The sequence below is a fragment of the Cupriavidus pauculus genome, from assembly GCF_022179805.1.
GTDB classification, from domain to species: domain Bacteria; phylum Pseudomonadota; class Gammaproteobacteria; order Burkholderiales; family Burkholderiaceae; genus Cupriavidus; species Cupriavidus pauculus_E.
This window is the reverse complement of sequence record NZ_BPUO01000003.1, coordinates 330,003-354,188: the sequence shown is the minus strand read 5'-3', so window position 1 is coordinate 354,188 and position 24,186 is coordinate 330,003. Positions and strand designations below refer to the sequence as shown.

15 protein-coding genes are annotated in these 24,186 nt (G+C 62.5%); 11 read left to right on the top strand and 4 right to left on the bottom strand.

The window, feature by feature from the left end; genetic code table 11:
* Positions 1–5 precede the first annotated feature (5 nt).
* The 4 genes from MFF62_RS07805 (at position 6) to MFF62_RS07790 (ending at position 4,796) form a co-directional block, all read left to right on the top strand.
* Positions 6–1,121 (top strand): CaiB/BaiF CoA transferase family protein, encoded by a 1,116-nt coding sequence (locus MFF62_RS07805; protein WP_238261859.1) that lies wholly within the window; start codon positions 6–8, stop codon positions 1,119–1,121.
* A 50-nt stretch (positions 1,122–1,171) separates the two neighbouring features.
* Complete coding sequence (locus tag MFF62_RS07800) at positions 1,172–1,969, top strand: enoyl-CoA hydratase/isomerase family protein (protein ID WP_238261857.1); 798 nt, start codon at positions 1,172–1,174, stop codon at positions 1,967–1,969.
* A 203-nt stretch (positions 1,970–2,172) separates the two neighbouring features.
* Positions 2,173–3,087 (top strand): SDR family NAD(P)-dependent oxidoreductase, encoded by a 915-nt coding sequence (locus MFF62_RS07795; protein WP_238261855.1) that lies wholly within the window; start codon positions 2,173–2,175, stop codon positions 3,085–3,087.
* A gap of 140 nt (positions 3,088–3,227) precedes the next feature.
* Positions 3,228–4,796 carry a class I adenylate-forming enzyme family protein gene (locus MFF62_RS07790; RefSeq protein ID WP_238261853.1) on the top strand — a complete coding sequence of 523 codons (1,569 nt, stop codon included), beginning with the start codon at positions 3,228–3,230 and terminating at the stop codon, positions 4,794–4,796.
* A gap of 84 nt (positions 4,797–4,880) precedes the next feature.
* Here MFF62_RS07790 and MFF62_RS07785 read toward each other — a convergent pair whose 3' ends face one another.
* The 3 genes from MFF62_RS07785 to MFF62_RS07775 form a co-directional block, all read right to left on the bottom strand.
* Entirely contained in the window at positions 4,881–5,942 is a 1,062-nt protein-coding gene (locus MFF62_RS07785; RefSeq protein ID WP_238261851.1) for an NAD(P)-dependent alcohol dehydrogenase, read from the bottom strand.
* Positions 5,943–6,015: 73 nt separating this feature from the next.
* Positions 6,016–7,479, bottom strand: coding sequence for an acyl-CoA reductase (locus MFF62_RS07780; RefSeq protein WP_238261849.1), 1,464 nt, complete (start codon positions 7,477–7,479; stop codon positions 6,016–6,018).
* Positions 7,480–7,496: 17 nt separating this feature from the next.
* Positions 7,497–8,942 (bottom strand): phenylacetate--CoA ligase family protein, encoded by a 1,446-nt coding sequence (locus tag MFF62_RS07775; protein WP_238261847.1) that lies wholly within the window; start codon positions 8,940–8,942, stop codon positions 7,497–7,499.
* 433 nt (positions 8,943–9,375) lie between these two features.
* Between MFF62_RS07775 and MFF62_RS07770 the strand changes: the two genes are divergently transcribed.
* Positions 9,376–9,954, top strand: coding sequence for a TetR/AcrR family transcriptional regulator (locus tag MFF62_RS07770; RefSeq protein WP_238261845.1), 579 nt, complete (start codon positions 9,376–9,378; stop codon positions 9,952–9,954).
* Between the two features lie 580 nt (positions 9,955–10,534).
* Here MFF62_RS07770 and MFF62_RS07765 read toward each other — a convergent pair.
* Positions 10,535–12,076: an IS3 family transposase gene (locus tag MFF62_RS07765; protein ID WP_238261843.1), complete on the bottom strand. Its 1,542-nt coding sequence runs from the start codon at positions 12,074–12,076 to the stop codon at positions 10,535–10,537.
* Positions 12,077–12,704: 628 nt separating this feature from the next.
* Here MFF62_RS07765 and MFF62_RS07760 point away from each other — a divergent pair.
* The 6 genes from MFF62_RS07760 (at position 12,705) to MFF62_RS07735 (ending at position 23,994) form a co-directional block, all read left to right on the top strand.
* A complete protein-coding gene (locus MFF62_RS07760) occupies positions 12,705–14,714 on the top strand; it encodes a tyrosine-type recombinase/integrase (RefSeq protein ID WP_238261841.1) in 2,010 nt (669 codons plus the stop codon).
* A gap of 1,404 nt (positions 14,715–16,118) precedes the next feature.
* Positions 16,119–17,576, top strand: coding sequence for a Clp protease/crotonase-like domain-containing protein (locus MFF62_RS07755; protein WP_238261839.1), 1,458 nt, complete (start codon positions 16,119–16,121; stop codon positions 17,574–17,576).
* Positions 17,577–17,704: 128 nt separating this feature from the next.
* Positions 17,705–19,249, top strand: a complete 1,545-nt coding sequence (locus tag MFF62_RS07750) for a hypothetical protein (RefSeq protein ID WP_238261837.1) — start codon at positions 17,705–17,707, stop codon at positions 19,247–19,249.
* Entirely contained in the window at positions 19,246–20,751 is a 1,506-nt protein-coding gene (locus MFF62_RS07745; RefSeq protein WP_238261835.1) for a TnsD family Tn7-like transposition protein, read from the top strand. Before MFF62_RS07750 ends, MFF62_RS07745 begins: the two co-directional genes overlap by 4 nt.
* A gap of 35 nt (positions 20,752–20,786) precedes the next feature.
* Entirely contained in the window at positions 20,787–21,560 is a 774-nt protein-coding gene (locus tag MFF62_RS07740; protein WP_238261833.1) for a hypothetical protein, read from the top strand.
* Positions 21,550–23,994, top strand: coding sequence for a hypothetical protein (locus tag MFF62_RS07735; RefSeq protein WP_238261831.1), 2,445 nt, complete (start codon positions 21,550–21,552; stop codon positions 23,992–23,994). The genes MFF62_RS07740 and MFF62_RS07735 overlap by 11 nt, the downstream gene beginning before the upstream one ends.
* The last annotated feature ends 192 nt before the right edge of the window (positions 23,995–24,186 follow it).

The window sequence follows — 24,186 nt, the reverse complement described above, 5'->3', positions numbered from 1 at the left end:
CAAGCATGGCTTCAACAGCGAGCGGCCCGCTCAAGGACTTGCGCATTCTCGAAATCGCCGGTCTCGGGCCGGCCCCAGTCACCGGCATGATGCTGGCAGACCTTGGTGCCGACGTCGTCCTTGTGGACCGGCTCCAACCCGCCGCGGAGGATCTCGATGTCGGCCGCCACGCGATCCAGAACCGCGGCAAGCGCTCGATTGCCGTCGACCTCAAGACCAGGGAGGGGGTCGACACCGTACTGCGGCTCGTGGAGCGATGCGACGCGATGATCGAGGGCATGCGTCCACGCGTCATGGAGCGGCTGGGCCTGGGCCCGGATGTGTGCCTGGCACGCAACCCGAAGCTCGTGTACGGCCGCATGACCGGCTGGGGTCAGGACGGACCGCTGGCGCACGCCGCGGGCCACGACCTGAACTACGTCGCGCTGTCGGGCGCCCTCTGGTGGTCTGGCCAGCCTGGCGACGCACCGATGTCACCGCCAAGCCTCGTGGGCGACATTGGCGGCGGCATGATGTATCTGATGGTGGGCCTGCTGGCTGGCATCATGAGCGCGCGCGAGACCGGCAAGGGCCAGGTGATCGATGCCGCCATCGTCGACGGCAGCGCGCACATGATGAACCTGATCCTCGGGCTGAAATCGGCCGGGGTGTTCGTCAATGAGCGGGGCAGCAGCCTGCTTGATGGTCCTCACTGGTATCGCACCTACCGCTGCGCCGACGGCAACTTCATCACGATCGCATCTGCCGAGCCGCGATTCCACAAGCTGCTGCTGCAGAAGCTCGACCTGACCGACGACCCGGCGTTCGCCAGCCAGCACGACAAAACACTCTGGCCACGACAACATGAGCGCCTTGCCGCGCTGTTCGCCACGAAGACGCGCGACGCATGGTGCGCGCTACTCGAGGGTACCGATGTGTGCTTTGCACCGGTGCTGAACCCTGACGAGGCCGCGGCGCATCCGCACATGGTGGCGCGTGGCATTTATACCGAGATCGACGGTGTCCTGCAGGCCAACCCGGCGCCGCGCTTTTCCGGCACGCCGGCAGCACGGCCGGGGCGCGTTCCGCAGCGCGGCGAACACACAGAATCCGTACTCAGGGACTGGTGCAGCGCCGCCTGACCGCCAGTACCGATGCCACCAGCGGGGCATGCCCGCGCAAGGAGAGAGAAATGAGTGACGACAAGATCCTGTTCGAGAAGGACGGCAAGACGGCGGTCATTACCCTGAACCGGCCCCAGCGCAGGAACGCGCTCGACGACGAGTCCAAGCAACTGCTGGCCGCCGCCATCCGCAGGGCTCGGGAGGATCGTTCAGTCAGCTCCGTGGTGCTGACCGGCGCGGGCGGCCATTTCTGTTCTGGTGCCGATCTCAATGGTGGGGGGGAAGAAGGGGAGATGCCCTTTCTGGTGCGCGACGCGCTACTCGGTGCCCACCGGTGGCATTCGGAGCTGATGGACCTGGAGAAGCCGGTCATCTCCGCCGTGGATGGCTTCGCCGTCGGTGCGGGGCTTTCGCTGGCGCTCGGGGCGGACTTCATCTTCGCCAGCGACAGGGTGCGGCTGGTGTCCAACTTTCCGCGCATCGGCTTTGCGCCCGACCTGGGCCTGATGTACATCCTGCCCCGGCTGGTCGGCCTGGTGCGCGCGAAGGAAATCGTGTTCTCCGCGCGCGAGATCCTGGCCGATGAGGCGTTGCAGATCGGCCTGGTGCAGGCCGTGGTACCAGCCGACCGCCTGCGTGAAGCAGCCGTCGAATATGCCCGGCGCTTTGACAATGCCCCGACGCACGTCCTCGGCATGGCCAAGGGCATCATGAACCGGACGTTCGAGACCGACCGGCATGCTCTGACGCAACTGGAAACCGCGGTGCAGGGATTGTGCGCGGCCAGCAGTTACAACGCCGAGGCGGTGCGCCGGTTCTTTGCCAAAGAAGCACCGCTGTACCCGGGCGCGGAACGGCTGTTCTGACCACCAAGCCCGCTGCGCCGTCCGCCCGTCCACAAGGGGAGGTGAACGGGCTGGCAGGGCGGGCGTACCGTGGCAACACCGCTATCGAACGACCGGTGGCTTCTCCTCTCTCCCGGCAGCGAGGTGCAGGGGAGCAAACAACGTGCGTGGCCGGCTTCGACTGCGCAAAACCTTTTATCTTCAGAGCATTTTGGGGAACTACCATGACGATTCGCTTTGACGGCCGTGTGGCCATTGTGACGGGTGCCGGCAACGGCCTGGGCCGCGTGCACGCGCTGGAACTGGCTCGCCTCGGCGCCAAGGTCGTGATCAATGATTTCGGCGGCAGCCGCGATGGCAAGGGCGGTTCGTCCGACGCCGCGCTGGCCGTGGTCGACGAGATCCGCAAGGCCGGCGGCCAGGCCATTGCCAACGGCGCCAACGTGGCCGACTTCGAGCAGGCCACCGCCATGGTCGAGCAGGCCAAGGCCGAGTTCGGCCGCATCGACATCCTGATCAACAACGCCGGCATCCTGCGCGACAAGACGTTCTCGAAGATGGAGATGGCCGACTTCCGCGCTGTGGTCGACGTGCACCTGATGGGCTCGGTCTACTGCACCAAGGCTGTGTGGGAGACCATGCGCGAGCAGAACTACGGTCGTGTACTCATGACCACGTCGGCCGCCGGTCTTTTCGGCAACTTCGGCCAGACCAACTACGGCGCCGCCAAGATGGCTGTGGTCGGCCTGATGAACATGCTGGTGCTCGAAGGCAAGAAGAACGACATCCGCATCAATACGCTGGCGCCGATGGCGGCCACGCGCATGACCGAAGATGTGCTGCCGGAAGATATCCTCAAGGCGACCGGTCCGGAGCAGGTGACGCCTGGTGCACTGTACCTGGTGAGCGAAGACGCGCCGAACAAGATCATCCTCGGCGCCAGCGGCGGCGTGTTCTCGGCCGTCCGGATGGAAGAGACCACTCCGGTGTACATTGCGCGCAAGGACCTGTCGCCGGATGCGGTGGCGGCGCATTTCGCGCAGATCACCGACTGGAGTACCTCCGTCCATCGCGATGACGCTAACCATCAGGTGCATGCATTCGTGACGACCATGATGCAGCATGCCAAGGCCGCCTGACCTTGCTGGGCCAGACGCGTTGTACTGAGCAAGGGAATCCCGGCCCGCGGCGGGGGTTCCTTTTTTTGCATGCGAATGCCCGATCCGCATCGAAGCGCATCGCTTACGGTGCGGGCTTAAAAGAATGGTGGAGACAGAGCATGAAAACGAACTTTGCGCGCCTGTTCGGCAACCTGGTCCTGCGCTTCGGCGACAGGGAGGCGCTGGTCAATATCGAACGCAACCGCCGCTACAACTACCGCGAGTTCCATGCGGTGACCAACCGCATCGTGAACATGATGCGCGACCGCCTGCAACTGCGCCGCGGCGACATCTATCTGTGCGTGCTCGAGAACGACAACATGTCGCTGCTGCATTTCTGGACGGCGCTCAAGGGTGACGCGGCGGCGGCCTATACGAATTTCCGCGATTCGTTCGACGAACATCGCCGCCAGGCCGAGTACATCCGGCCCAAGGTCGTGTTCATCGAGACCGCGCTGCTCGACCGCTACTACGGCATGCTGCGCGAACTGGGCGCCACGGTGGTCTGCATGGATCCACCAGCCGAACGGCGCGAAGGCCTGCACTATTTCTGGGACCTGATGGAAGGCGTACCGGACCATAATCCAGGCGTCGAGAGCGACGCGGAGAAGGACATCCTGGTCTACCGCTTCACGGGTGGCACGACGGGCGCCGGCAAATGCGCCGCCTACACGATGGACAACTGGCTGGCCTGCCGCGACACCATGTTCATGGAGGCTGACCAGGTTCAACTCCCGGACACGCGCATGCTCCACATGGCACCGATCAGCCATGGCTCGGGTTTCGGGGTGCTCGCGACGCTGTTTCGCGGCGCCTGCACCGTCACGCAGAACCTGCCGGACCTGGCGCTGATGTGCAAGAACATCGAGGCCGAGAAGATCACGATGACGCTGCTGCTGCCGACGCTGGTCTACCGTCTGCTCGACATGCCCGAAGCTACGAACCATGACCTGTCCTCGCTGCAGACCATTGCCTATGGCGGGGCGCCGATGAGCCCGGCGAAGCTGCGGCGCGCGCAGGAGCGCTTCGGCAATATCTTCGTCCAGTACTACGGCGCGACCGAAAGCCTCCAGTCCGTCGCCATCCTCGGCAAGGCCGACCACCTTACCGCGACGGAAACACAGCTTGGCTCTGCCGGCCGGCTCCAGCCGCATGTCGAGGTCAGGATCGTCGACAACGACGGCAACGACGCGGCCCCGGGCACCGTCGGCGAGATCTGGGCGCGCAGCCGTGGCGTGATTTCCGGCTACTACAAGAACCCCGAGGCGACGGCCGCCGAGTTCGAGGACGGCTTCTGGAAGTCGGGCGACCTCGGCTATATCGACGAGGCAGGCTATGTCTACCTGGTCGACCGCAAGAAGGACATGATCATCACAGGCGGCTTCAACGTCTACGCGATCGAGGTAGAGGCGGCGCTGAACGCCCATCCGGCGGTGTCGATGTCGGCCGCCGTGGGGGTGCCGAACGAGGAGTGGGGCGAGGCCGTTCATGCCGAAGTGCAATTGCGCAGCGGCGCGCACGTCAGCGAGCATGACCTGATCGAGTTCGTCAAGGAGCAGCTCGGCCGATTCAAGGGGCCGAAGTCGATCACGTTCGTCGAGGCGTTGCCCGTCAGCGTGGTGGGCAAGGTGCTGCGCCGCCAGGTGCGCGACAAGTACTGGCTGGGCAAGGGGCGCCACGTGTCCTGAGTGATCGGCGCCCTCGGGCCCCGGAAAGCATTGCGGCGCCCGGGGGCGCCGCGATTGTTTGATGCCGGCGGATCGCGTCCGGACTTAGCCGACGGCAACCTCGCGCAACGACGCCATGTCGATCACGAACCGGTACTTCACGTCGTTGGCCTGCATGCGCTGGAAGGCCGTATTGATGTCACGCACATCGACCATCTCGCAGCTCGGCAACACGTTGTGTTCGGCGCAGAAGTCCAGCAGCTCTTGCGTCGCCGGCAGGCCGCCGATCAGCGAGCCCGAGATCGATCGGTTGTTCAATACCAACAGCGCGCCATGGATCGGCTCCAGCGGTTCCAACGCACCCACCAGCACGAGCACGCCATCACGCCCCAGCAGCATCAGGTAAGGGTTGACGTTGTGCTTCGTCGGGATGGTGTCCAGGATGAAGTCGAAGCGGTTCGCCGCGGCCTGCATGGCCTTCGGCTCCTTCGACAGCAGCACATCGGTGGCGCCGAGCGCGCGGGCGTCGTCCGCTTTGCCGGCGGAGGTCGTGATGATCGTGACTTCCGCGCCGAGCGCCACGGCCAGCTTGACGGCCATGTGTCCAAGGCCGCCCAGGCCGACCACCGCCACTTTCGATCCCTTGCCCACGCCGTGACGGCGCAGCGGCGTCCAGACGGTGATGCCGGCGCACAGCAGCGGGCCGGCAAATTCCATGTCGAGCGCGTCCGGCACGCGCAGCACGAACTTCTCGCGCACGACAATGCTCTCCGAGTACCCGCCATGGGTGATGGCCCCGGTATGGCGGTCCTTGCCGTTGTAGGTGGCGGTCAGTCCCTTGCTGCAATGCTGTTCGTGGCCGTCGTCGCAGGGCGGGCAGTCCTGGCAGCTGTCGACCATGCAGCCTACTGCGACGCGGTCACCGATCCTGTATCGGGAGACTTGTGCGCCCACGGCGGTGACATGGCCGACAATCTCGTGCCCGGGCACGCAGGGATAGACGGTGCTGCCCCAGTCATTGTTGACGGCGTGCGCGTCCGAGTGGCAGATGCCGCAATAGTCGATGGCGATCGCTACGTCGTCGGCACGCAGCGCGCGGCGTTCGATGTGCAGGGGAGTGAGGGCGGCGTGCGCTTCGCAGGCGCCATAGGCTTTGCAGGTCGTCATGGGGGCGGGATCAATAGCGAAGGAAGGGAAGAAGGGTCCTGCCGGCAGCGTGCCGGAAGGACCCGTGCGGTGCTTATGCCTCGATGTTCGGCCGCGTCCACGGCGCTGGCGTCGTCTCGGGCGAGGCGATCTGGTTCGAGATCCACTTGCCCATGCGGCGCAGTGGCTCGATCGCGTCCTGCGGCGCGGCCCACTTCATCGCAGCCGCGTAGCCCAGCGAGACGATACGTTGCGCGCCGTACAGCGGCAGCTTGTCCTTCAGCTCGTCCTTGATGCTCTCCGGGTAGATGCCGACGGTCTGCGTGTATGCGTCCACGGCCGCCATCACTTCATCGAGCGAGTCGACTGGCACGAGATTGGCCGTGCGGTCATCCAGCAGCGTGGCAAAGGAGACCGGCTCCGGGATCTGCGAGCAGATGATCGCGCCTTCGCCGTCCTTGCCGCCGATGACCTGGCACCACTCGTCGTCGAGCCGCAGCGCATCGACCTCGGCCTTGAGCCCCGCGTCGTAGCGTTTGGGCGTGGTCGAAAGCGTATTGGGCAGGCGCAGCATCGCATCGTAGACGTAGCGCCCGAAGGTATTCAGCTTGCGCAGGCCGGCTTTGTCGGTGCCACTCTGGACATAGACCACGCGCGCGCAGACGCAGCCCTTCTGGTTCAGCGCGCCGATGTCGCTAGCCAGCCGCAGCGCGGCTTCGCGCATGGCGTCTTCGCTACCGAAGGTGTCGCGCCCGATGATGCTGGCGCTGCGCTTCGGGTCCAGCGAGATCAGTTCCAGGCCCGGCTGGATGTACTGGGTCACGTGCTTCATGGAGGCGTAACCGCCCCACGCGACGATCTTCTCCAGGTTCTGCGGCAGGTACAGGCGCTCTTCGAACGCCTTGTCGCCGCCTTTCCAGTACGCCACGCTCAGGTGGCGCGTGAGTGGATGCTCGGGAGCCATGTCGATCATCGTGCGGGCGATTGCCAGCGCGGTGAACGGGTCGTTGGACGGCGCCTTGATGATCGCGTCGCTGCGCATCACCATATTGCGGATGATGGTCAGGAGCGACAGGCCGGCCGCATTGCCTGCGACGATATGCAGCGCGCGTGCGCCGAAGCAGCGCACTTCCAGATCGCTGCCATCGATCAGCTTCTGCTTCACCCAGCCTTCGAGGTACTTGATGCCGACCGTGCTCTCGACCGACTCGGTGATCGCTGCGCGCGACAGCATGTTGCGCAGGCCCATATAAGTGCCTTTGATCATCGTCGGCGTCACCGGGGCCGTGTGGTAGGACAGCTCGCAGGCTTCCTGGAGGTACGGATTGGTGGCAAGGTCCAGTCGTTCGCCGAGCGCTTCCGCGTAGTCGAGGATGTCGTCGAACGTCAGTTTGTACAAATCGGCCAGGCGGGCCGGATTGCCCAGCGGCAGCTTGTCGAGGTACTTGTGGGCGTCCGGCGTCAGAAAGGTCAGGTCGCCGCCACGGCCGCCGACTTCGATCAGGTTGCCGGTAATGATGTTGCCGCGGATGACCATGGGCGCGATGGGGTGGGTCATGCTGTGGGTCCTCGCATTCATTGTTCAAGGGTGTTGAGGAAGTCCATGGCTTCGCGATGCGATGCTTCGGTCGCGGCACAGGTGATCTTGTCATCGCCACCGTTCTTGTCGCTGTAGCGCTGGATGGTGCCGGTGACGTAGCGGCTCGAACGACCGCAGGGGCAGGGCTTGTCCCATTCGACGGTGACTTCGTCGCCGGTAATGAAGCCGCCCCATTTGGCTTCGGCGCCAAGATCGAAGAAGGCGGCGCGGCCGGTGACGCGGCCCTTGCGGGGCAGTGGCTGGCTCGTTTCCGGATCGAGGACAAACGGGATCACGGTATGCGTGAAGTGGAAGTTGTCGTGTTCGCAGCGCGGATTGGAGCCGCTGACGAGTTCGGACATGGCGTAGGTCTCGTTCAGGTAGCTGACGCCCGTGAAGCGCATGACGTCCTCGCGCCAGCCCTCGGGCTGCACCACGCCCTTGGCGCCGCCGGTGGTGGTGATAAAGGAATCCGGATGGAACACGCCTTCGATGCCCTGTTCCAACCCGGCCTTCGCCATGTTGTGCAGCAGGTTCCAGGTCGCGCCGATGTAGACCCGCTTGCCGCGCAGGTCCTTCGACATCTGCTGGAAGAAGCGGGCGAGGTGGGCGGGCATTTCGGCCTGCTGGGTGTCGAACGCTTTCTTCCTGGCCAGCAGTTCGGGGCTGATTTCCAGACGGTCCAGCGTGCCCTTGGCGTGCGCGGCGCGCAACCTGGCGCCGAGATGGAGCATGTCACTCGATATCGTGGCCGGGTAGGCGGCGTGAAAGTGGCCTTCGCCCGGTAGCAAGGCGCGGATCAGGAAGTCGTTGGCGCGCACGTGGCTCAGGTAGCCGTTGCGATAGTACGGATACGGGATGTGCATCTCGGGCATCGGCATATCCGGGCCCGTCATGCGCAGGATGTAGAGCTTGCGGATGGCGATGGCCTTTTCCCATTCGCGGGCGCCCTGAGGCAGAAACGAGACGGTGCCCGACGTACCGGAGGTATGGCTGATCCGCATCTCCGGGACGGCTGCGTCCAGGGTGGCGAACCAATCGTCAAGGCCATGGCAGTGGCTCACGTCCACGGCCGCGTAGCGTGCGGCCATCTCGGGCGTCATCAGCTTGCCCAGCCATCTGGTGATCTGCGTGAAGTTCCTCTTTTCGAGGAGCGAGGGCGGATAGGACTTGAAAACCGTGTGCTCGAACAGCAGCGGCACGACGTCGTCGAGCTCGTCGATCCGCGTGACGCCCTCCGTGTCGGCCAGCTTTTTCAGCAGCGGCACGCGGTCGCGCAGCGAAGCGAAACGTTGCTTCAGCGCTTCGCGCTGGATCGCGTCGATGTCAGCGCGTGGCAGGCTCTGCCACGTCTGCAGATCGTGGTTGGCGAGCGCTGCGGGATCGTTCAGCAGCAGCTCGACTTTCTTCTGTAGGGGCACTTCCGGTAGGGACATGGACATGGCTCGCTGGCTGAGTTGGGAGGCCGACAGTGGGTGCGAGGCGGCCTTGAGTTGAAGGTGCCCGCTGGTTGTCGGCAGGTCAGTATAGGAGCGGGAAAGGCGCTTTTATCTCCGGATTCATGGCACGGAAAGGAGGTGTCAAGTCACTGAATCGAAAGGAGAATGCGCGGAAACTGGCTCCTCAACTCTGTGTTCGGGGAGGCGGGTGGTGAATGCGGATTGCCCCGTCAATGGCGTCCGACAGGAGAGGGGATACACCGGCGAATACCCGGCACGCTAGTTAGCGTGCCTGCGCGATCGGGCATCGACGCAGCGTGTTTCCATCCGCCCAAGGCCCACCATGACATCCCGCAGGAATCCCGTACCCGCCGAGACATTGCAGATCGAGCTTCCGGCCAGGCCGCGCAAGCGCCCCCGGCAGGGGCGATCGGTCATGCTGGTTGACGCGCTCAAGAGGACGGGATGGGAGATCCTGGAGAGGGAAGGGCGCCATGCCCTGTCGCTGGAGCGGCTGTCGGTGCGCGCCGGCGTGGCTGTGAGTTCGATCTACGAGTACTTCCCGACGATGGAGTCGCTCGTCGTCGCAATCTTTGACGATTTCCGTGCCGAGGCGCGGCGCCGGCTGCTGGATGAGCTTCAGGCGCTGCCACCGTCGATGAAGCTGTTCGACGGCATCATGCTGTTGCTGGGCATCGGCATACCCATGCTGTACAAGTGGGTCCAGCTCGACCGCGAACTGTTCGTGAAGTCGTCGCACTACGATGAACTGGTGCGGCTCGACATGGTAAAGCCGGAGCAATACTGGACGTCCATGGCGACGGATGCGCTGATGGAGCGATTTCCAGATGAGGTCCGGGTCCAGGACCGCGGAAAGGCGCGTTTCATGGCGTTTCATACCATCCTGGCATTGCCGCGTGCGATGGCGCTCATGCGAACAGAGTACCTGAACGACGAAGACACGCAGATGCTGATTGGACGCATGCTGCATGCGTTGCTAACGGCTTCCGAATGAGATGACATCGCCGGGTTGCAGATCGGAGTTGTTGTGCAGGGGGGGCAGAACGAGACGGCTGTTGCGAAGGGCGTTTCAGCCGGCTACTGCCGGAGGCGCTCGCTCGGGTTGATACATCGCTGCGCGCGAACGTTGCCGAGACCTCCGTTCTGCAGGGGCGGAGCAATGCATTTGTCGGGAGGTTCATTGTCCCAGCCATAGCGGCCATAGGATCGGGTGGCGATGGATGACCGAGATTGGCTGACCTCGGCCGACCCGTTGGCCGCCGTTATGGCCGGTAGCTTCTGATCGACCCATTTCCGCGCTCGGGTTGGACGGCACGACGGTCCCTTGAAAGAGTAGCGAAGCGGCGTTCTGCGTGCACCCTCCTGTCTCAAGGAAGCGGCGGTCAAAACCCCGTCCCCCGCATAATGTTTCCGTCGGGCGGCGCTATGCTGAGAACTCCTTTGCTCGCGCTAAGACCGCGCACGGAGGTCTTCAGGCGTCACGGCCGGCTTGATATGTGATTCCTTGTGTTAATTTGCACGGAAAACGGACCCGGCCGGGTCAGCTGGGGGTGCGGCAAGAATCTTGGACTGTTTTATGCCGCTATTCCGAGACTCTCCCGGTATTCCATCGGGCTGAGGGAGCCCAGACAGACCTTGATCCGTTTTGCGTTGTACCAGCGGATGTAAGAGTCAACTACCTCGATGAACTGCTCAATGCTTGTAGCACGCCAGTCGCGAGGATAGAACAATTCCGTCTTTAGCCGTCCGAAGAAACCTTCACAGGCGGCGTTATCCGGCGAGCATCCTTTGCGTGACATCGAACGAATGAGCTTGGCATCGCGCATCCGCGAGAGCCATCCGGGCCAGCGATAGTGAGCGCCGCGATCGGAGTGGACCACAGGCCTTTCATCGCTGCTGGCCACTGATTCGATGGCCGCATCCAGCATGGTATTTACGAGTTCAGCGTCCGGCCGCGTGCCGATAGCCCAGCTTACGACAAGACCGTCGAAGCAGTCGATCACAGGCGACAGATACACCTTGCCTGCCGGAATCTGGAATTCGGTAATGTCGGTGAGCCACTTCTCATTTGGCGCAGCAGCCTGCAAATCGCGGTTGACGAGGTTCTCAGGTGCAGGACTAATCTCCCCTAAATAGGAGCCGTACCGACGGCGCTTGGTGACAGCAAGAGCAAGGCCTTCCTGTTTCATCAAGCGCCGCACGACCCTCTCCGAGAGGAAGACTTGCTGTCTCGCCAGTGCCGCGCGTATCCGACGATAGCCATAGCAGCGGTAGTTGAGCTCAAAGATGTTCGCGATGGCGCAACGTGCGCTAGCGTACTTGTCGGAGACGAGCAGGCGCGCACGGTGATAGAAGTTGGAGCTGCGAGCAAGTCCCAACGCCGCCAACAGCTCTAGCAACGAATAGGTTTGGTGCAGGGCGTCAACCAGCATCGTCTTCTCCCGGTTGCTCAGGAGTTGCGGGTCGACGCCCACTTCTTTTTTTATCAGTTCATTCGCCTTCTTGAGGATGTCGTGTTCGAGCTGCAGTTTCCGGATGTCGCGTCGAAGTGATTCGACCTGTTGCTCCAGTTCCGCCCGCTCATGGTCCGGCGCGGGCTTGCTTTGGCGTTTCATGGATGCGGGAGCCTCTGGCCCGAGTAGCTGGTTCTTCCAGTTATACAGCGTCGGCCTGCTCACGCCGGCTTTCTGCGCAAGCGCGCGAGCACTTTCCTCTCTGATGCACAGCTCGATGACTGCCACCTGTTTCAATTCCCGCGATTTCGGGACGCTGCCAGCTACTCTGCCGACTATGCGCTTACCGAGCTTAGGGTGCAGTTCTTCGATCCAGGCTGCAAGCGTCGCCCGACACGGGTATCCCAACGCCCTCAAGGTTGCAGCAAAGCAACGACCATGGCTCAGATAATGATCGACGGCCGCCTGCTTCTGGTCCAACGAATACCTAGGCTGCGAACGAACATAGCCAGACCGCAATTCATGGCACTGTTCGTATTCACGATGCCAGGATTCAAGCGAGTTCTTGGTTGGATACCCCAGTTGCCGAATGGTCGCGTTGAGGCGCTTACCCAGCTTCACATAGAGCCGAACCGCTCGAAGACGGTCTTCGTACGAGTACATGAACTACCTCCAGGTAGTCCAAGTTTTCGTCCGCACCCCCGGTGGGTCAGGATTCAGTGCAAATCAACACAGGCTACATTGGGCGGCCAGTCGTCCCCGGCCCCTTCATTCCCATGGTGTCAATCGCGGTAATCGTCACGCCCGGTGCGTCGGGCGGGATCAAGACAATCGAGAGGTTGCGATAGCGATCTCCCTCGTTGCCGCTACGCACCAGGGTGAAGATGTAATCGCAGATGGCTGCCTTTAAGGCTCGTTTGCGTCGCAGTTTGCACTTCGCGCGGTGATTCTGGTATCGCCGCCGTGCAGAGTCTTGGGCGCGTGGAAGTGTGGAGGCGCGTAGCGTGCCATCCGCGTCCTCCCGCGGCTATCAACGTGCCTGAAGCGCCTCGAGTTTGCTGCGCATGGCGGCGGGCGGGGCCGCTTTCCGCCGAGGCGAGTAGCAAAGGCGTATGGGACATTTTCTTGACGATTCGACGTAGCGGAAAGTAGCGGCGTTCAAAGCGGGGGCAGAAAGGCTATGTTCACTACAGGATAATTCGTCTTATCTGCTATCGTAAATCGGCCGACACCTGCGGCCCGCGTACCTTGCCCCGCCTGTGCCGTGCGCTCTCCGATACCTGGAGCTGCCATGGCCACCTTTCCGGCTTCCTCTGGCGCCACGCCTGCGTTGCCCAACGCGTCGAACTCGCCGCCACGGGCCCCCCGGGGCCGCTACAGCGTGGTGCGCCCGCGCCTGCACCGCGGCCACTTCGCCTTCCTGCGCGCCGTAGCGCAAGGCCTGTCCGCCCGCGCGATGTGGGACCGCTACCTCGCCGACGCGGGCGCCTTCGATGACGGCCCGCGCGTGCACCGCATGACCGGCTGGATCCGGGCCGAACTCGGGGCGGCCGCCGCGCGCGGCGGCGACTTCGCGCGCGCCCGGCTGTTGCGGCTGGATCTCGCGCCACCGGCGGCCTCGCCGCTGCCGGCCCTCGCGGACTTTGCGCGGGCCGAAGGCCTGGAAGGATTCAGCGAAATCGAGCAAATGAGCGCCTACGAGACCACCTTTGACCCGGCGCTGACCCGCCAGCGCCGCCGCACGGCGTTGCTCCACCGCCAGCTCGACGCGATCCACACGCTTGAGGCGCAGGTCGCCCGCCCGGTGTCGCGGACGGACGGGTGCGAGGCGTGGCTGGTCGACGCGGTGGCCGATCGGCTGCGGCGTGCCGGTCTCCTGACGCTGGGCGAACTGATGGCGCACATACAGGCACTAGGGCCGCCCTGGTGGCATCCCTTGCGCGGTGTCGGGGCGCGCAAGGCGCACGCGATCACCGTGTTCCTACGTGGGCACGCTGACACGCTGGGCGAGGTCCCTGACCTTGCTGTCGAACCCGAGACCGGTGGCGCCGCGACGCTGTCGGTGGCGGACACTTGTAGTCCCTGCGAGCCGCTCGAGCGCTTTATGCCGCCTGCGGCGCTCGACGGCAGCGCCGGCACTTACCGCTGCCCACGGGCCCAGTGTCGCCTGGCGGCGGACAACGACCGCGACGCGATCCTCGCGTGGCTGGCCAGCAAGGGCGACGGTGGGGTGGGTGCGCAGGGGGCGGGAAGCGCGGTGGGCGCGACACAGCGGGCGTACCGCAAGGAGGCCGAACGCTTTCTGCTGTGGGCGGTGCTCGCCCGGCGCTGCGCGCTGTCCTCGATCACGATCGAGGATGCGGTCACCTACCGCGACTTCCTGCTGGCGCCGCCGGCCGACTGGTGCAGTGTGCATACGCAGCCACGCTGGAGCGCGCGCTGGCGGCCGTTGGCCGGGCCCCTGTCACCGGCCTCGTGCGCCTATGCGCTCGGGGTGCTCGGCAACCTGTTTGCCTTCTTGGGCGAGCAGGGCTATCTGAGCGGCAATCCGTGGCGCGCGGTACGGGCACCCCGCGCGGTGACCCCGGGGCTCGATCCCGGGCGTGGCTTCACGGCCGACCAGTGGGCCCTCCTGGTGCGCGAGCTTGCGGCGCTGCCGCCTACCTCGGCCAACCAGCGGCTGCAGTTTGCGCTGCCATTGCTGTACGACACCGGCCTGCGCCTGTCCGAACTCGTGGCGGCAACCACCGACGATTTGCGGCAGGAGGGGCCACCGGGGCAAGGGGGAGCCCTCGGGCCGGACGGCTGGTGGCTGCAGGTGGTGGGTAAGGGCGGCCGCCTGCGCGAGGTGCCGCTGCCGGAAACCCTGATGCGGCAATTGAGTATCTACCTGAAGGCGCGAGGATTACCCGGCGATCCCCGGCAGGCCGGAGGCGCCGCGTTGCTGGGCGGGGCGACCGACCAGCCTGTACGCTCCCCGTGGGCCAATCGGCTGACTGTCGATCCAGCCGCGCCGATCGGACCCAGCACCTTCCATCGCCAACTCAAGGCGTTCTTCCGGCAGTGCGCCGAGACCGTCGCCGCCATGGATCCGCCGGCGGCGCGGTCCTTGCGGCGCGCCAGCACCCACTGGCTGCGCCACACGCACGCGTCCCATGCGCTCGCCGCTGGCGTCCCCGTCCAGGTCGTGCAGCAGAACCTGGGGCATCGATCCCTGGCCACCACCACACGGTATGTGCGCACCGAGGCAGCCGCGCGCCAGGCGGCCATGGCCCAGTTCTGGGCCGCCCAGCCTGTCTGACGGGCAGTGCGGGACGCACGTTATCCATTGGTCACGCCTCCAGATGAGCGGTACGGACGGGTTGGGGCCGCTAGCGACTTAACGTTAAAGCGGCGCGGATTCTGCGGACCAATTCATTACACTTTAAGCGCGTGGTCTCGGTTCGTTTTTTGCGGACCAATTGTTAACACCTTGTGGTCGTGGCTTTCTGCTTTTTGCGGACCAATTGTTAACACCTTGCGGGTGGCTGTCTGCATTTTTGCGGACCAATGGATGACACCTTTCATTCTGGTGATGTTCAAGCCGGGGAATCCGACGGGTCGTCGCCGGGCATGTGTCGCGGAATACGGCCACGCACTACGTCAAGATCGTGCGTGCGCGCAGACGCGAAGCCGTACAGTGCTTGTGGCGGCGCGCTGAAAGCCTCCCGATCGTCATGGCCGGTCGACCGGCGCGCGCACGCTGGCTGCGTATGGAGTGCATGCGTGCTTGCCCGCGCGTGTCAAGGATGAACACGCCGCGTTCTTTCACTTGGCCATGTGAATCCCGTAGCGGCTTGCGTTACACCATCGTCGGTGTCGTGACCGCAGGTTCCGGCGAAAGGTCAGTTTTTTGGGAGAATTCACATGACCTTTGTACGTGCCACATTCGGGATTTATGGACCCAATTTTCTTTGAATACTTTCCGCTTGCCCACTATGCTTGACTCGCTGTTTCCAATATTTCCACTGGAAACAAAAAACCGCATCACTCAGCTCGAACTGAGTGGTGCGGTTCAGAGTACTGCTTAAGGCCGCCAAGGCCTGCGCGTGCTGCCTAGCTGATACTGGTGTCGGACTACCCCAGTATTGGACAGGGGACATGCCAGGTCAAGGGATTTGTCGTCCCGTCGGCTGTGAAGTACTGAACAATGTACTTCAGGAGAACTGGCATGCTTGTCACTGCGTTCGTGCGCCCGTGCACGGCGCGCTCAGCATCCCCGGCGATGGGCCGAGCCGCAACTGTGCTGCCAGCGAGTGCTGTCCATGGCCGTGACCACTCTAACGTCGGTCAGGTCTCTCATGTGCATGAGAATTGCTGCCGGCCGTCGCGGTCCCGGAGGCCTGCTCCACCTTGCTCCACATCCAGCCATGCCGTGAACGCTCGGGGGGCGTCGACGGGAAGGCAGATTCGAAATCGCCGCGATTCCATTTGTCACGTGCGTCGGGTTCGTATCTGCGATTCGCCGGTGCGCACGCCGTGTTGCCGGGCGAGGCGCCGAACAGGGATTGTCACGCTGACGCTGCTTGCGCCGTCCATCGAATTCGGGTCTGCCGATACAACTGCGGAAGGACGAGGCCGCTGCATGGGCGGCGTGGCGTCCCGCGAAAATCCTCGCGGGACCGGTCGGCACAGCGAAGTCGGCCAGAGCCAATGCGATGTGGCGTTGATCGACGAAGCCGCCGGGGAGATTGTGCGCAAGCCATATCTGACCATCCCGGTCTGTGTGGTCTACCGCTCGAACGTTGCCTGTGGGGTTTCGTTGGGGCCTCTCAACCGAGAAAACAGTGTTTGCACACCTTCGGCGAGGGATCTGCAGGAAGTGTTTGCTTGTCCGCAATGCCTAGAGGAGACAGCTATGGGTATGCCAGCTCAGCCGCAACGATCCAGACGTGTGCACCTGGCCGTGCAACGCAATTTTCTGGTGCGAGCCCTTCCGGAATCGCTCGGAAAGCGTGAGCTCCACGCGAGACTAAAGCAGGCGGATGTTCTCGAGGATTCCACTATTCGCGCCCAGGCCCGATCGTCTCTGGTCCGCACCGAATTGGATATCGAGGGCGCCTTCATGCCGACGCGTGCGGAAATCGATGTCGCACGGCTCATTCAAGAAATGGTGGAAGTGCGCACGCAAGCCAAGGGAGATTCCCTGGTACAGGTCCGGCAGGATGCGACGCGGGCTATCTATCACGCCCGGTTAGGCATGCAGGAGCTGTGCTCACAGGACCAATCAGTGCGGACGCGTCGTGTCTTGCTGGTCGCCGCGCCACTTTCCATGGAAGCCCATAAGCTAGCCTTTGCCATGCAGTGGCACTACGGTGTCTGTCGCAGATACGAACGGGTAGACGAGTTTGATGAGCAGGGCCAACCGACTACGACGACGGGACGCATCCACCATTGGCCATTCCTCGTCATTCGTGTCAGCGTAAGACTGAACGACGTGCATTTCGTCGCTGCACTCCTGCAAAGTATGGACGCCTTCCTGCATGAAGGACTACTGGATGCATATCGACGGTCCAGAATGACGGCACTAGAAATCATCATCCGCACCCTCAGTGCGCTGCATGTGAGTGCGATTGCCATCATCGGGCTGAATTCGCGTCATGCCAAGAATATGCAGGAGTTGGCCGACTTCTTTCAGACGCTCGGCAACCTTGCCGATGCGGGATTCGGCGTCGCCGTCTTCCTTGCCTCGGGTCTGCTGCACGGTCGGGCTCGCGACGCCCTGGACCTGCTCTCCGTGGGGGCGGTTCAGGAGATTGTCCCTCATGGACCGGGGGAGGACGAACTGATCGCCAATCTTTTCTGGAGCAAACTGCCGACGGTGGAGCCGATGCCGGGCAATCTTCCGGTGCTGATTCGCGCAGTGCAAGGCCACCGCATGGCTTTTCCGCTGATGTTCTTTGAGATTAACCGGCGATTACACCGGCAGCGGCTGTATGACCCTAACAAGCTGACGGACGGCCTGATCGAGGCGTCTTGCCCCCGGCTGATGAAGTACGTCAAATTGTATGGAAAAGGCGAACTGGAGTACCTCGAAGCGGTCCGGTACGCAGACTGGATTTCCTATCGTGCCCGGGTAAAGCCTCGGACCAAGGCGCGCAGTTCGGTAACGCGAACCGAGTGATAGAAAGGCCGGCGAGCAAGCCACGGTCCGTCCCGTTTCCGGCAGGTGTCTTGTATTGCCACGCGCTGTTTGCCGTGTCGCTCGCCGCTGTGCAGGCAGCACGAAACCCAGCCTAAAGGACAACCATCATGCTCGAGTTGATTGCCCCGCTTTTCCCCCGTCACCCATATGAGGCGGCAAGCAGCATTGCGAATGATCTACTCGGCATACAGCCTCGGCTTAATCCTAACGGGAAGGAGAGCTCTTACCTCTCCTACGGTACTGTGTCCTGGCCATTGCAGAAATTGGCCGAGTTGGGCCACGGATTCTATGGCGACGTCGATCAGTTGTTCAATACGCGAACGCTGTTGAACTATGACAGGTGTGCCATGTCGATCGAGCGCTTCGAGAAGCTGAGGCGCCGCGCAATCGACGGTTCGAACACGAGGGCTTCGGACGGGTCTTATCTCTATGGGGATGTTCGTTCGCCAAAGGTATGTCCACTTTGCGCGCAGGTATCCATGGCGAGCTACGGGACGCACGCCTTGTTGTGGCCACATCAGGCGGCTTTCGTCGACGCTTGTTGGCAGCACGGCGTGCGTCTTGTGCACGTGCACGGTAAGCCGACTTACGCTGATGTGCTTGGCCGTGTTGCGCAGGCTGCGGCCTGGGAAGTCGAGCTTGCGCGAAACGTCGTCCTTCTCTGCGAAATGGCTCGAGATGTCGATGGCATGGCTGCGAGCATCTCCGAGCGCGTCCGAGCGGCGGGCTTTCAGTACCAAGACGGCTTGTTATGTCGCAATAGGCTGAGGGAGGCTTTCTTATCGTATGTCGGAAAGGAGATTCATAGTCCTCTATTGCAGGCGATCGCCTGCAATGAGCGCGCGGCGCTCCGCATCTTGAGACTCCTCACACAAAACCGAGCGCTCGTTCCGCCCATCTTACTCACCATCTTCCTAGGATTCTTGCACAAGCTCGACGCTTCGGCCGCCGCAGTCCTGCCGAGTTCGCACTGTGCCAGCAGACGCCCACGAGTGGGTACGTGGAGCGCCGCGCAGCAGCCGACTCTGAGCCGTCCCGAGCGCAATGGAGTGGTCGCGCTTCGGCTAAAGGGCTACAGCGGACCGGCCGCAGCGGCAATCAAAGGTATGAGCTCAGCATGGGGATTCGAGAAAGTTTCTAAGAGTGGGCGCCAAGCGGATGCGAGTCAGGCCCGGCACACATTCCTCCGACGTACGGCACGCGCGGCATGGAAAACAGCATTTCAGCGACTTGGAGACCTCGGCGTTGCCGCCGTTGCGAAGGCCGAGCCACGTGCATATCGGTGGCTTCGGGAGCACGATCGAGAATGGCTGCTAACGCGTAACATCGACGCTTCCGCAGCGCGAATGACAAACGCCGCCTTTCGCTTACCAGAGCAACAGTCTCGAATCGCAGCCAATCTGCGAGATGCAATAGCCGCGCTTATCGAGGGGGGGCGTGGTGTGCCGCTGAACTGTTGCGAAGTCTTGAGGGAAGCAGGCATCCGGCGCTCTGCCTTTCGGCTATGGATGTTCGCTGACGAAGGCTTTGCGCGCGCCATGTGGCCATTGTTTCATCCCCAAGGAATTAACGCTCCGAAAGCCATACGGAAACGTCTTCGGGCCCTTGATGGAACCAATGTGCGGCCGACGCGCGACAGAAAAACGTCATGATGTCCGGCGAAATCTGCGTGGCCTTACCGCATGATCCGTTCGAGGCCGCGTCAAGCCTTGCTATGAATGTCTTGGGACATCCGGCGTACATCAAGCGTGGGGGCATCTCGCGCGAGCCCGATCTCGCTTATGGGACGGTTACCGTCGCGCTGGAGCATCTGGCCAACGTGGCCTCCGGATTTTTCGGAACGGCGGATGAACTGCTCGCTCAGCGCACGTTGGTCAATTACTGCGCGTTCCAGATGACGCCAGCGATGCGCGAGGCGTTTCGCCAGCGCGCGCGAACGGGCGGCGGGGCGATTCGGCACCCAAGCCGGGCACCCTGGATGATCGCGACGTACCCCGGCAACGTTGTCTGCCCATTGTGCGAAATCGCGTCGTGGAACGAATATGGGACACGTTCCATGCTCTGGCCGCACCGGGCGCCATTAGTGCAGGCCTGCTGGCGTCATGGGGTGCAGGTGGTTCCGATGTTGCCAGGTGCGGAGCCTCGCTATCCCGCTGACTGCGTGCGAGAGGCGACTGCCGCGCAGTGGCAATTTGCGCAGGACACCGTCATGGTATGTCAATTGGGTGCCAACTGCGAGCAAGCCGCATTGGAGTTCCAGATGCAACTCGCCGCAGCCGGTGTGCGGCGGTCTAGCGGTACGTATGCCACCGCGCAGTTTTCCCGCAGCTTCCGGGAGTTCTGCATGACCCGGATCGGCGTCCCCGCACTGCACAGATACTTCATTCGGCCTTGCTTCGGCCGGCACGTCTTGCACTGGGTTCGCTCCGCGGGAGTGACGTTCATTCCGCCGTTCCTTCTCGTGCTGCTCCTCGGTTGGTTGCGCCTCGCCGCCCAATCCACGGCAATCAGTCTGCTGCTGCCGCCACCGCAATACCCGCAACGCGGCCGGACATTGAAACGCCGGGTGACGGGATGGGCGGGGCGCTACAGCCGTGCGCGACTGCCTGTTGATGGCAGGAAACGCTATGACCAGTCCGATATCGAGCGACTGCTTAACGCCCACTGCACTTATGCACAGATCGCCGGGCTTTGCCGGATTAGCGAGAGTACCGTGTCGCGTTACGTCACAGTCCACGGCCTCCGGTCGCTGGCAACAATGGCGCGCGTCGAACAGGTGCGGTCTGACGTACGTCGTGCGTGGATACGTGCATGCCAGCGCTACCCTAGTCGATCGCGCAATGCTATTCGCAAGCTGGAACCTCGCGCCTACCAGTGGCTCATCACTCACGACAAGGCATGGCTGCGCCGACAATGTCAAGCGTTTGCGCATAGAAAGGGCTGGCGGCGTGCGCTACTGCCCACGCCGGGGAGTGCCGCCACCATTGCCGCCCAGGTGCGTCGAGTGCATCGGGCAATCCTGTCAGGTCGACGCAAGGCGCGGTGCACGCGTGCGGCACTCTGCCGCGCGCTCGGCGTGACGCCTTACCTCTTCGACCGCTGGCGAAAGGCTTCGCCCTTGATCGCAGAGGCGATCAAGAAGGCGCTTGGATGATGCAAGCCCCCTCGGCTAGGGTAGGAGTTCGCCAAATGAACGTGCAACTTGAACGGTTTCCTGATCTCTGCGTGCCGGATCCGCAGTTGTCGATGCCCGAACGCGACGCGCTCGGCAATCTCACGGGCGTTCGTTACTCGCCCGAACGGTTTGCCAGGATACGAAAGCGTCGTTACGCGACGGTCGCCATCACGAACTGTCTGAAGGGAAACCAGCGTCACGTTTCCCCTGGCGCTGGCCTTGCCGCGTTGGATCTACTTCTGAAGCTAAATCCCTATGTATATGAGGTGCGCGGCAACTATGCCTATGTGGATCCCTTCGCGAAAACTGGGCGCTCGCTCCCGCCACTGGTGGATTGCATGCTGACCATCGAGCTGCTCAGTAATCCCGGCCAACCCCATCTGCATGCACTGTTTGTGACCGAGAGTCGGATGGCCCGGCTGGAGGCACCGCTTGTCGCGCGGGGGGTGACGGTCGAACTGGTGGACGTCAGATCGATCTCAAAGGTGGCATTGCACAATGCGGCACGCTGCTACCAGACCCTGCTGGGTCTCGACATCTGCGGACTGAAGGCCGAGGCCCGGCATTTCGCCAGCCTGCTACTGGCGAACCACGAGCGGTTCCGAGCTGACGACCTGACACTCGACGATTGCATGCATGTGATGGCCGCCAGTGTTGGATGTGGATTCGGCCATGCCTTCAATTTGTTGTGTACGGCGCACGCCTATGGCTTCCTTCAGATTGATCCCGAGCACAGATTGCTGCCATATCAGAATCTGATCCTAAAGGAGGCGTGCCGTGAACCTTGATCCTTGCCCCTTTGAGTCGTTCCGGACCACGCTGCGGTGTGACCTGACGGGTCGTGGACCACACTGCTATCGGTTCGTGCATGCCGATCCCGACAAGAAACTCATGGTCTTCTTTGATCTGGATGACAAGAGATTCTCTCTGGACAGACAACTGGTGGTCAAAAGCTATGACGAGCTGATGAGGCTCCCAGACGCGGCCGTGGAAGCCGTACCAGATCCCTTTCCATCGATCACCGTTGAGCGTTCGGAATCTGAGACGGCTCATGCGCAACGGGCGGATCGTGAAAGCGAGGCGAGCAAGAAGAAAGTTGCGGAAAAGTGGACCCGTCGCTGGGACAAGATCAAGGGTATGGTATCGCCAAAACATATCGAGTGGTCTTTGCTCGGGGAGCATAGTTTTGCAGATCTGTATCTCGACCCGGTCTGGCGGCACCGCTTGATTGACGATGTCATTGCGGGTACGAGTACCACGCGCTATGAGATAGAGCGTGTGATGGGCATCTTTCTCCGATTTGGCGGTTATGACGGGTTGCGACCCCGTACCCGCAATTGCGGCCGGCCAGGCTATGCGAAATGGCAACTGGAAGGCGCGCGAAAGTCTGGTCGTAGTGACGCGGCGCAGCGTCGTTATGGGCGAGTCAATCGCCAGGGCGTCAATCGCGTCGATGCGTTCTGGATTGGTCGGTTGCGAATGGCGATCGACGGGATGATCGAGCTCCATAAGGATGGTGCTCGTCGATTGATCTGGAACCGTAAAGCCTTCCTGGAGTTCTTCAAGCAAAATTGCTGCTGGCAGACTCAACTGGGGGATGGAACAAAGATTCCCGTCGACGCCAAGACGATTCCTCGCCCTCGGGCGCTCATTTATCACAGGAATGCCTTGCTGCTCGAATACCCCACTTTGAAGCCACTCGACCGCCAACATGCCAATGTCCAGGGAGGTAGTGCCAAGGACCTGACTTTTGGAGCGCTGGATATCTCGGATCTGGACGGTGCCGAGTTTCCGGAGGTCTGTCTGGTTTTGGCCGACGACAAGAGCCAGAATGTCTCGTCCGATAATTGTCGGCATTGCGGGCTCCCCACTGTGCTACTGGGAATCTGCCGCAAGAGCAATGCCTTCGCAGGATGGCTCGTCAGCGCAGGGCAGGAAAGTGCAGAGCAGTATCGGCATCTGCTTTACAACATCCTGACGCCCAAAGACGAGCGGCTGTGGCAGCTTGGCCTGGACCCATCCGACTATCCGGGTATCGTGACCGGACAATTTGACCAGGTCGTCATGGATCGAGGTCCCGGGGCCGCGCACAAGATGCTGGATTGGACCGTCGATGGGATCCAGATTGACGTGCGCCTGACAAGGGCGGCTGCACCGCAGGACAAGGGCGGTATCGAAGGTGGGATTGGTCGATTTAAGGGGGCGATGCGCGCCAACAGGATCTTGCGCGCCATCGGTCCCATGGGCGAACTGTTGCGCGACAGGATCCTGCGTCGGCTACGGGCGCTGCCTGCCGGAGTGATCACGCTCAAGTCAATCCAACAGGCAGGACTCCGCAAGCGGAGCAAGCGAAACTCGAACGAATTGCTTTTGATCACCCCGAAAGCGTTCGAGATTCTCGTCATCGAGGCCATCAACAGGCTGAACCTGACGCGGAGTCAAAAGCCGACGGCACTGGATGAGCAAATGTTTCTCGCGCACGTCGAGCCAACCCCTGCGCGTCTGCTGGCCGAACACCAGAAGCTGCGCCGCGGCAACGCTGCGCTCGCACGGCCTGCTGTCGATTTGCTTGCCTCGATTGTGGAATGCAAGTACTGCACCGTCACCGGGGGGAGGGTCAAGGTCGGGCAGTTGTTCTACGGCAGCCCGTCAAGCGTGGCGGAAGGAGAAGAGGGCGCCCGAGCGTTGCTGGACTATGCTGGTGCGCTTGTAGACACGGGGACAATCCCTAGTGAAGCGAAAATTGAGGTCTTCGTGAAGCCGTACAGGAATTTCGCCTGGTGGCGGCGGGGCGAAGCGGACTGGGTGCTTCTCGCGCCGATCGACGACTCGGCGGCGCACTGCAATCCTGATCGCGATCGCCTCGAGGTGCTAGCGTTTGAGGATTGCTGGCATATGGATGCGGAAGAAGCCCGCCTGGAGGAATTGAGAGCGACGTTCGACAATCCGAAGCGAAAAATGTCAAGCCGGGTGCCGGCAGACGGGTTGGCGGAACTGAAGCACATCCATGATGCACAAGTGGCGGCGTGGCATGGGCCTGCAGTAATAGACAAGGCGGCAAGAAAAGAACTGCAGCAGCGCGAGAAGGAAGAGCGCGGCGAACTCGCAGCCGCTGCTGCTGGCGTGCCAGTCTTTCCTGAAGTGCAAGAGTCTATTGACGAGCATGAGGCTCGTCAGCAGGACAAACTTTCACTTGAGGAGTATTTTTCCAGTGACGACTGACTTGGGAGGGGAGGTTATCCGGACTCGTTACTGGCTCTTCATCCTTCGATGAGGGACAGCCGCAAGTGTGGCACGGCAGCGATGTATTCCACGGTGTTCAGTTTGGGTACACCATCGCCGTGTTCGATGCACAAACTGCGGACGCTTGCGGTCTCGCATGATTGGTGAGACAGCTCTAGTTCCATCCGATTG

Bases quoted from the DNA above. Each gene is read 5' to 3' on its own strand.
- MFF62_RS07775 (WP_238261847.1), bottom strand. From the start codon at position 8,942: ATGTCCATGTCCCTACCGGAAGTGCCCCTACAGAAGAAAGTCGAGCTG.
- MFF62_RS07770 (WP_238261845.1), top strand. From the start codon at position 9,376: ATGCTGGTTGACGCGCTCAAGAGGACGGGATGGGAGATCCTGGAGAGG.
- MFF62_RS07745 (WP_238261835.1), top strand. From the start codon at position 19,246: ATGATGTCCGGCGAAATCTGCGTGGCCTTACCGCATGATCCGTTCGAG.
- MFF62_RS07785 (WP_238261851.1), bottom strand. From the start codon at position 5,942: ATGACGACCTGCAAAGCCTATGGCGCCTGCGAAGCGCACGCCGCCCTC.
- MFF62_RS07780 (WP_238261849.1), bottom strand. From the start codon at position 7,479: ATGACCCACCCCATCGCGCCCATGGTCATCCGCGGCAACATCATTACC.
- MFF62_RS07760 (WP_238261841.1), top strand. From the start codon at position 12,705: ATGGCCACCTTTCCGGCTTCCTCTGGCGCCACGCCTGCGTTGCCCAAC.
- MFF62_RS07790 (WP_238261853.1), top strand. From the start codon at position 3,228: ATGAAAACGAACTTTGCGCGCCTGTTCGGCAACCTGGTCCTGCGCTTC.
- MFF62_RS07795 (WP_238261855.1), top strand. From the start codon at position 2,173: ATGACGATTCGCTTTGACGGCCGTGTGGCCATTGTGACGGGTGCCGGC.
- MFF62_RS07740 (WP_238261833.1), top strand. From the start codon at position 20,787: ATGAACGTGCAACTTGAACGGTTTCCTGATCTCTGCGTGCCGGATCCG.
- MFF62_RS07765 (WP_238261843.1), bottom strand. From the start codon at position 12,076: ATGTACTCGTACGAAGACCGTCTTCGAGCGGTTCGGCTCTATGTGAAG.
- MFF62_RS07750 (WP_238261837.1), top strand. From the start codon at position 17,705: ATGCTCGAGTTGATTGCCCCGCTTTTCCCCCGTCACCCATATGAGGCG.
- MFF62_RS07805 (WP_238261859.1), top strand. From the start codon at position 6: ATGGCTTCAACAGCGAGCGGCCCGCTCAAGGACTTGCGCATTCTCGAA.
- MFF62_RS07800 (WP_238261857.1), top strand. From the start codon at position 1,172: ATGAGTGACGACAAGATCCTGTTCGAGAAGGACGGCAAGACGGCGGTC.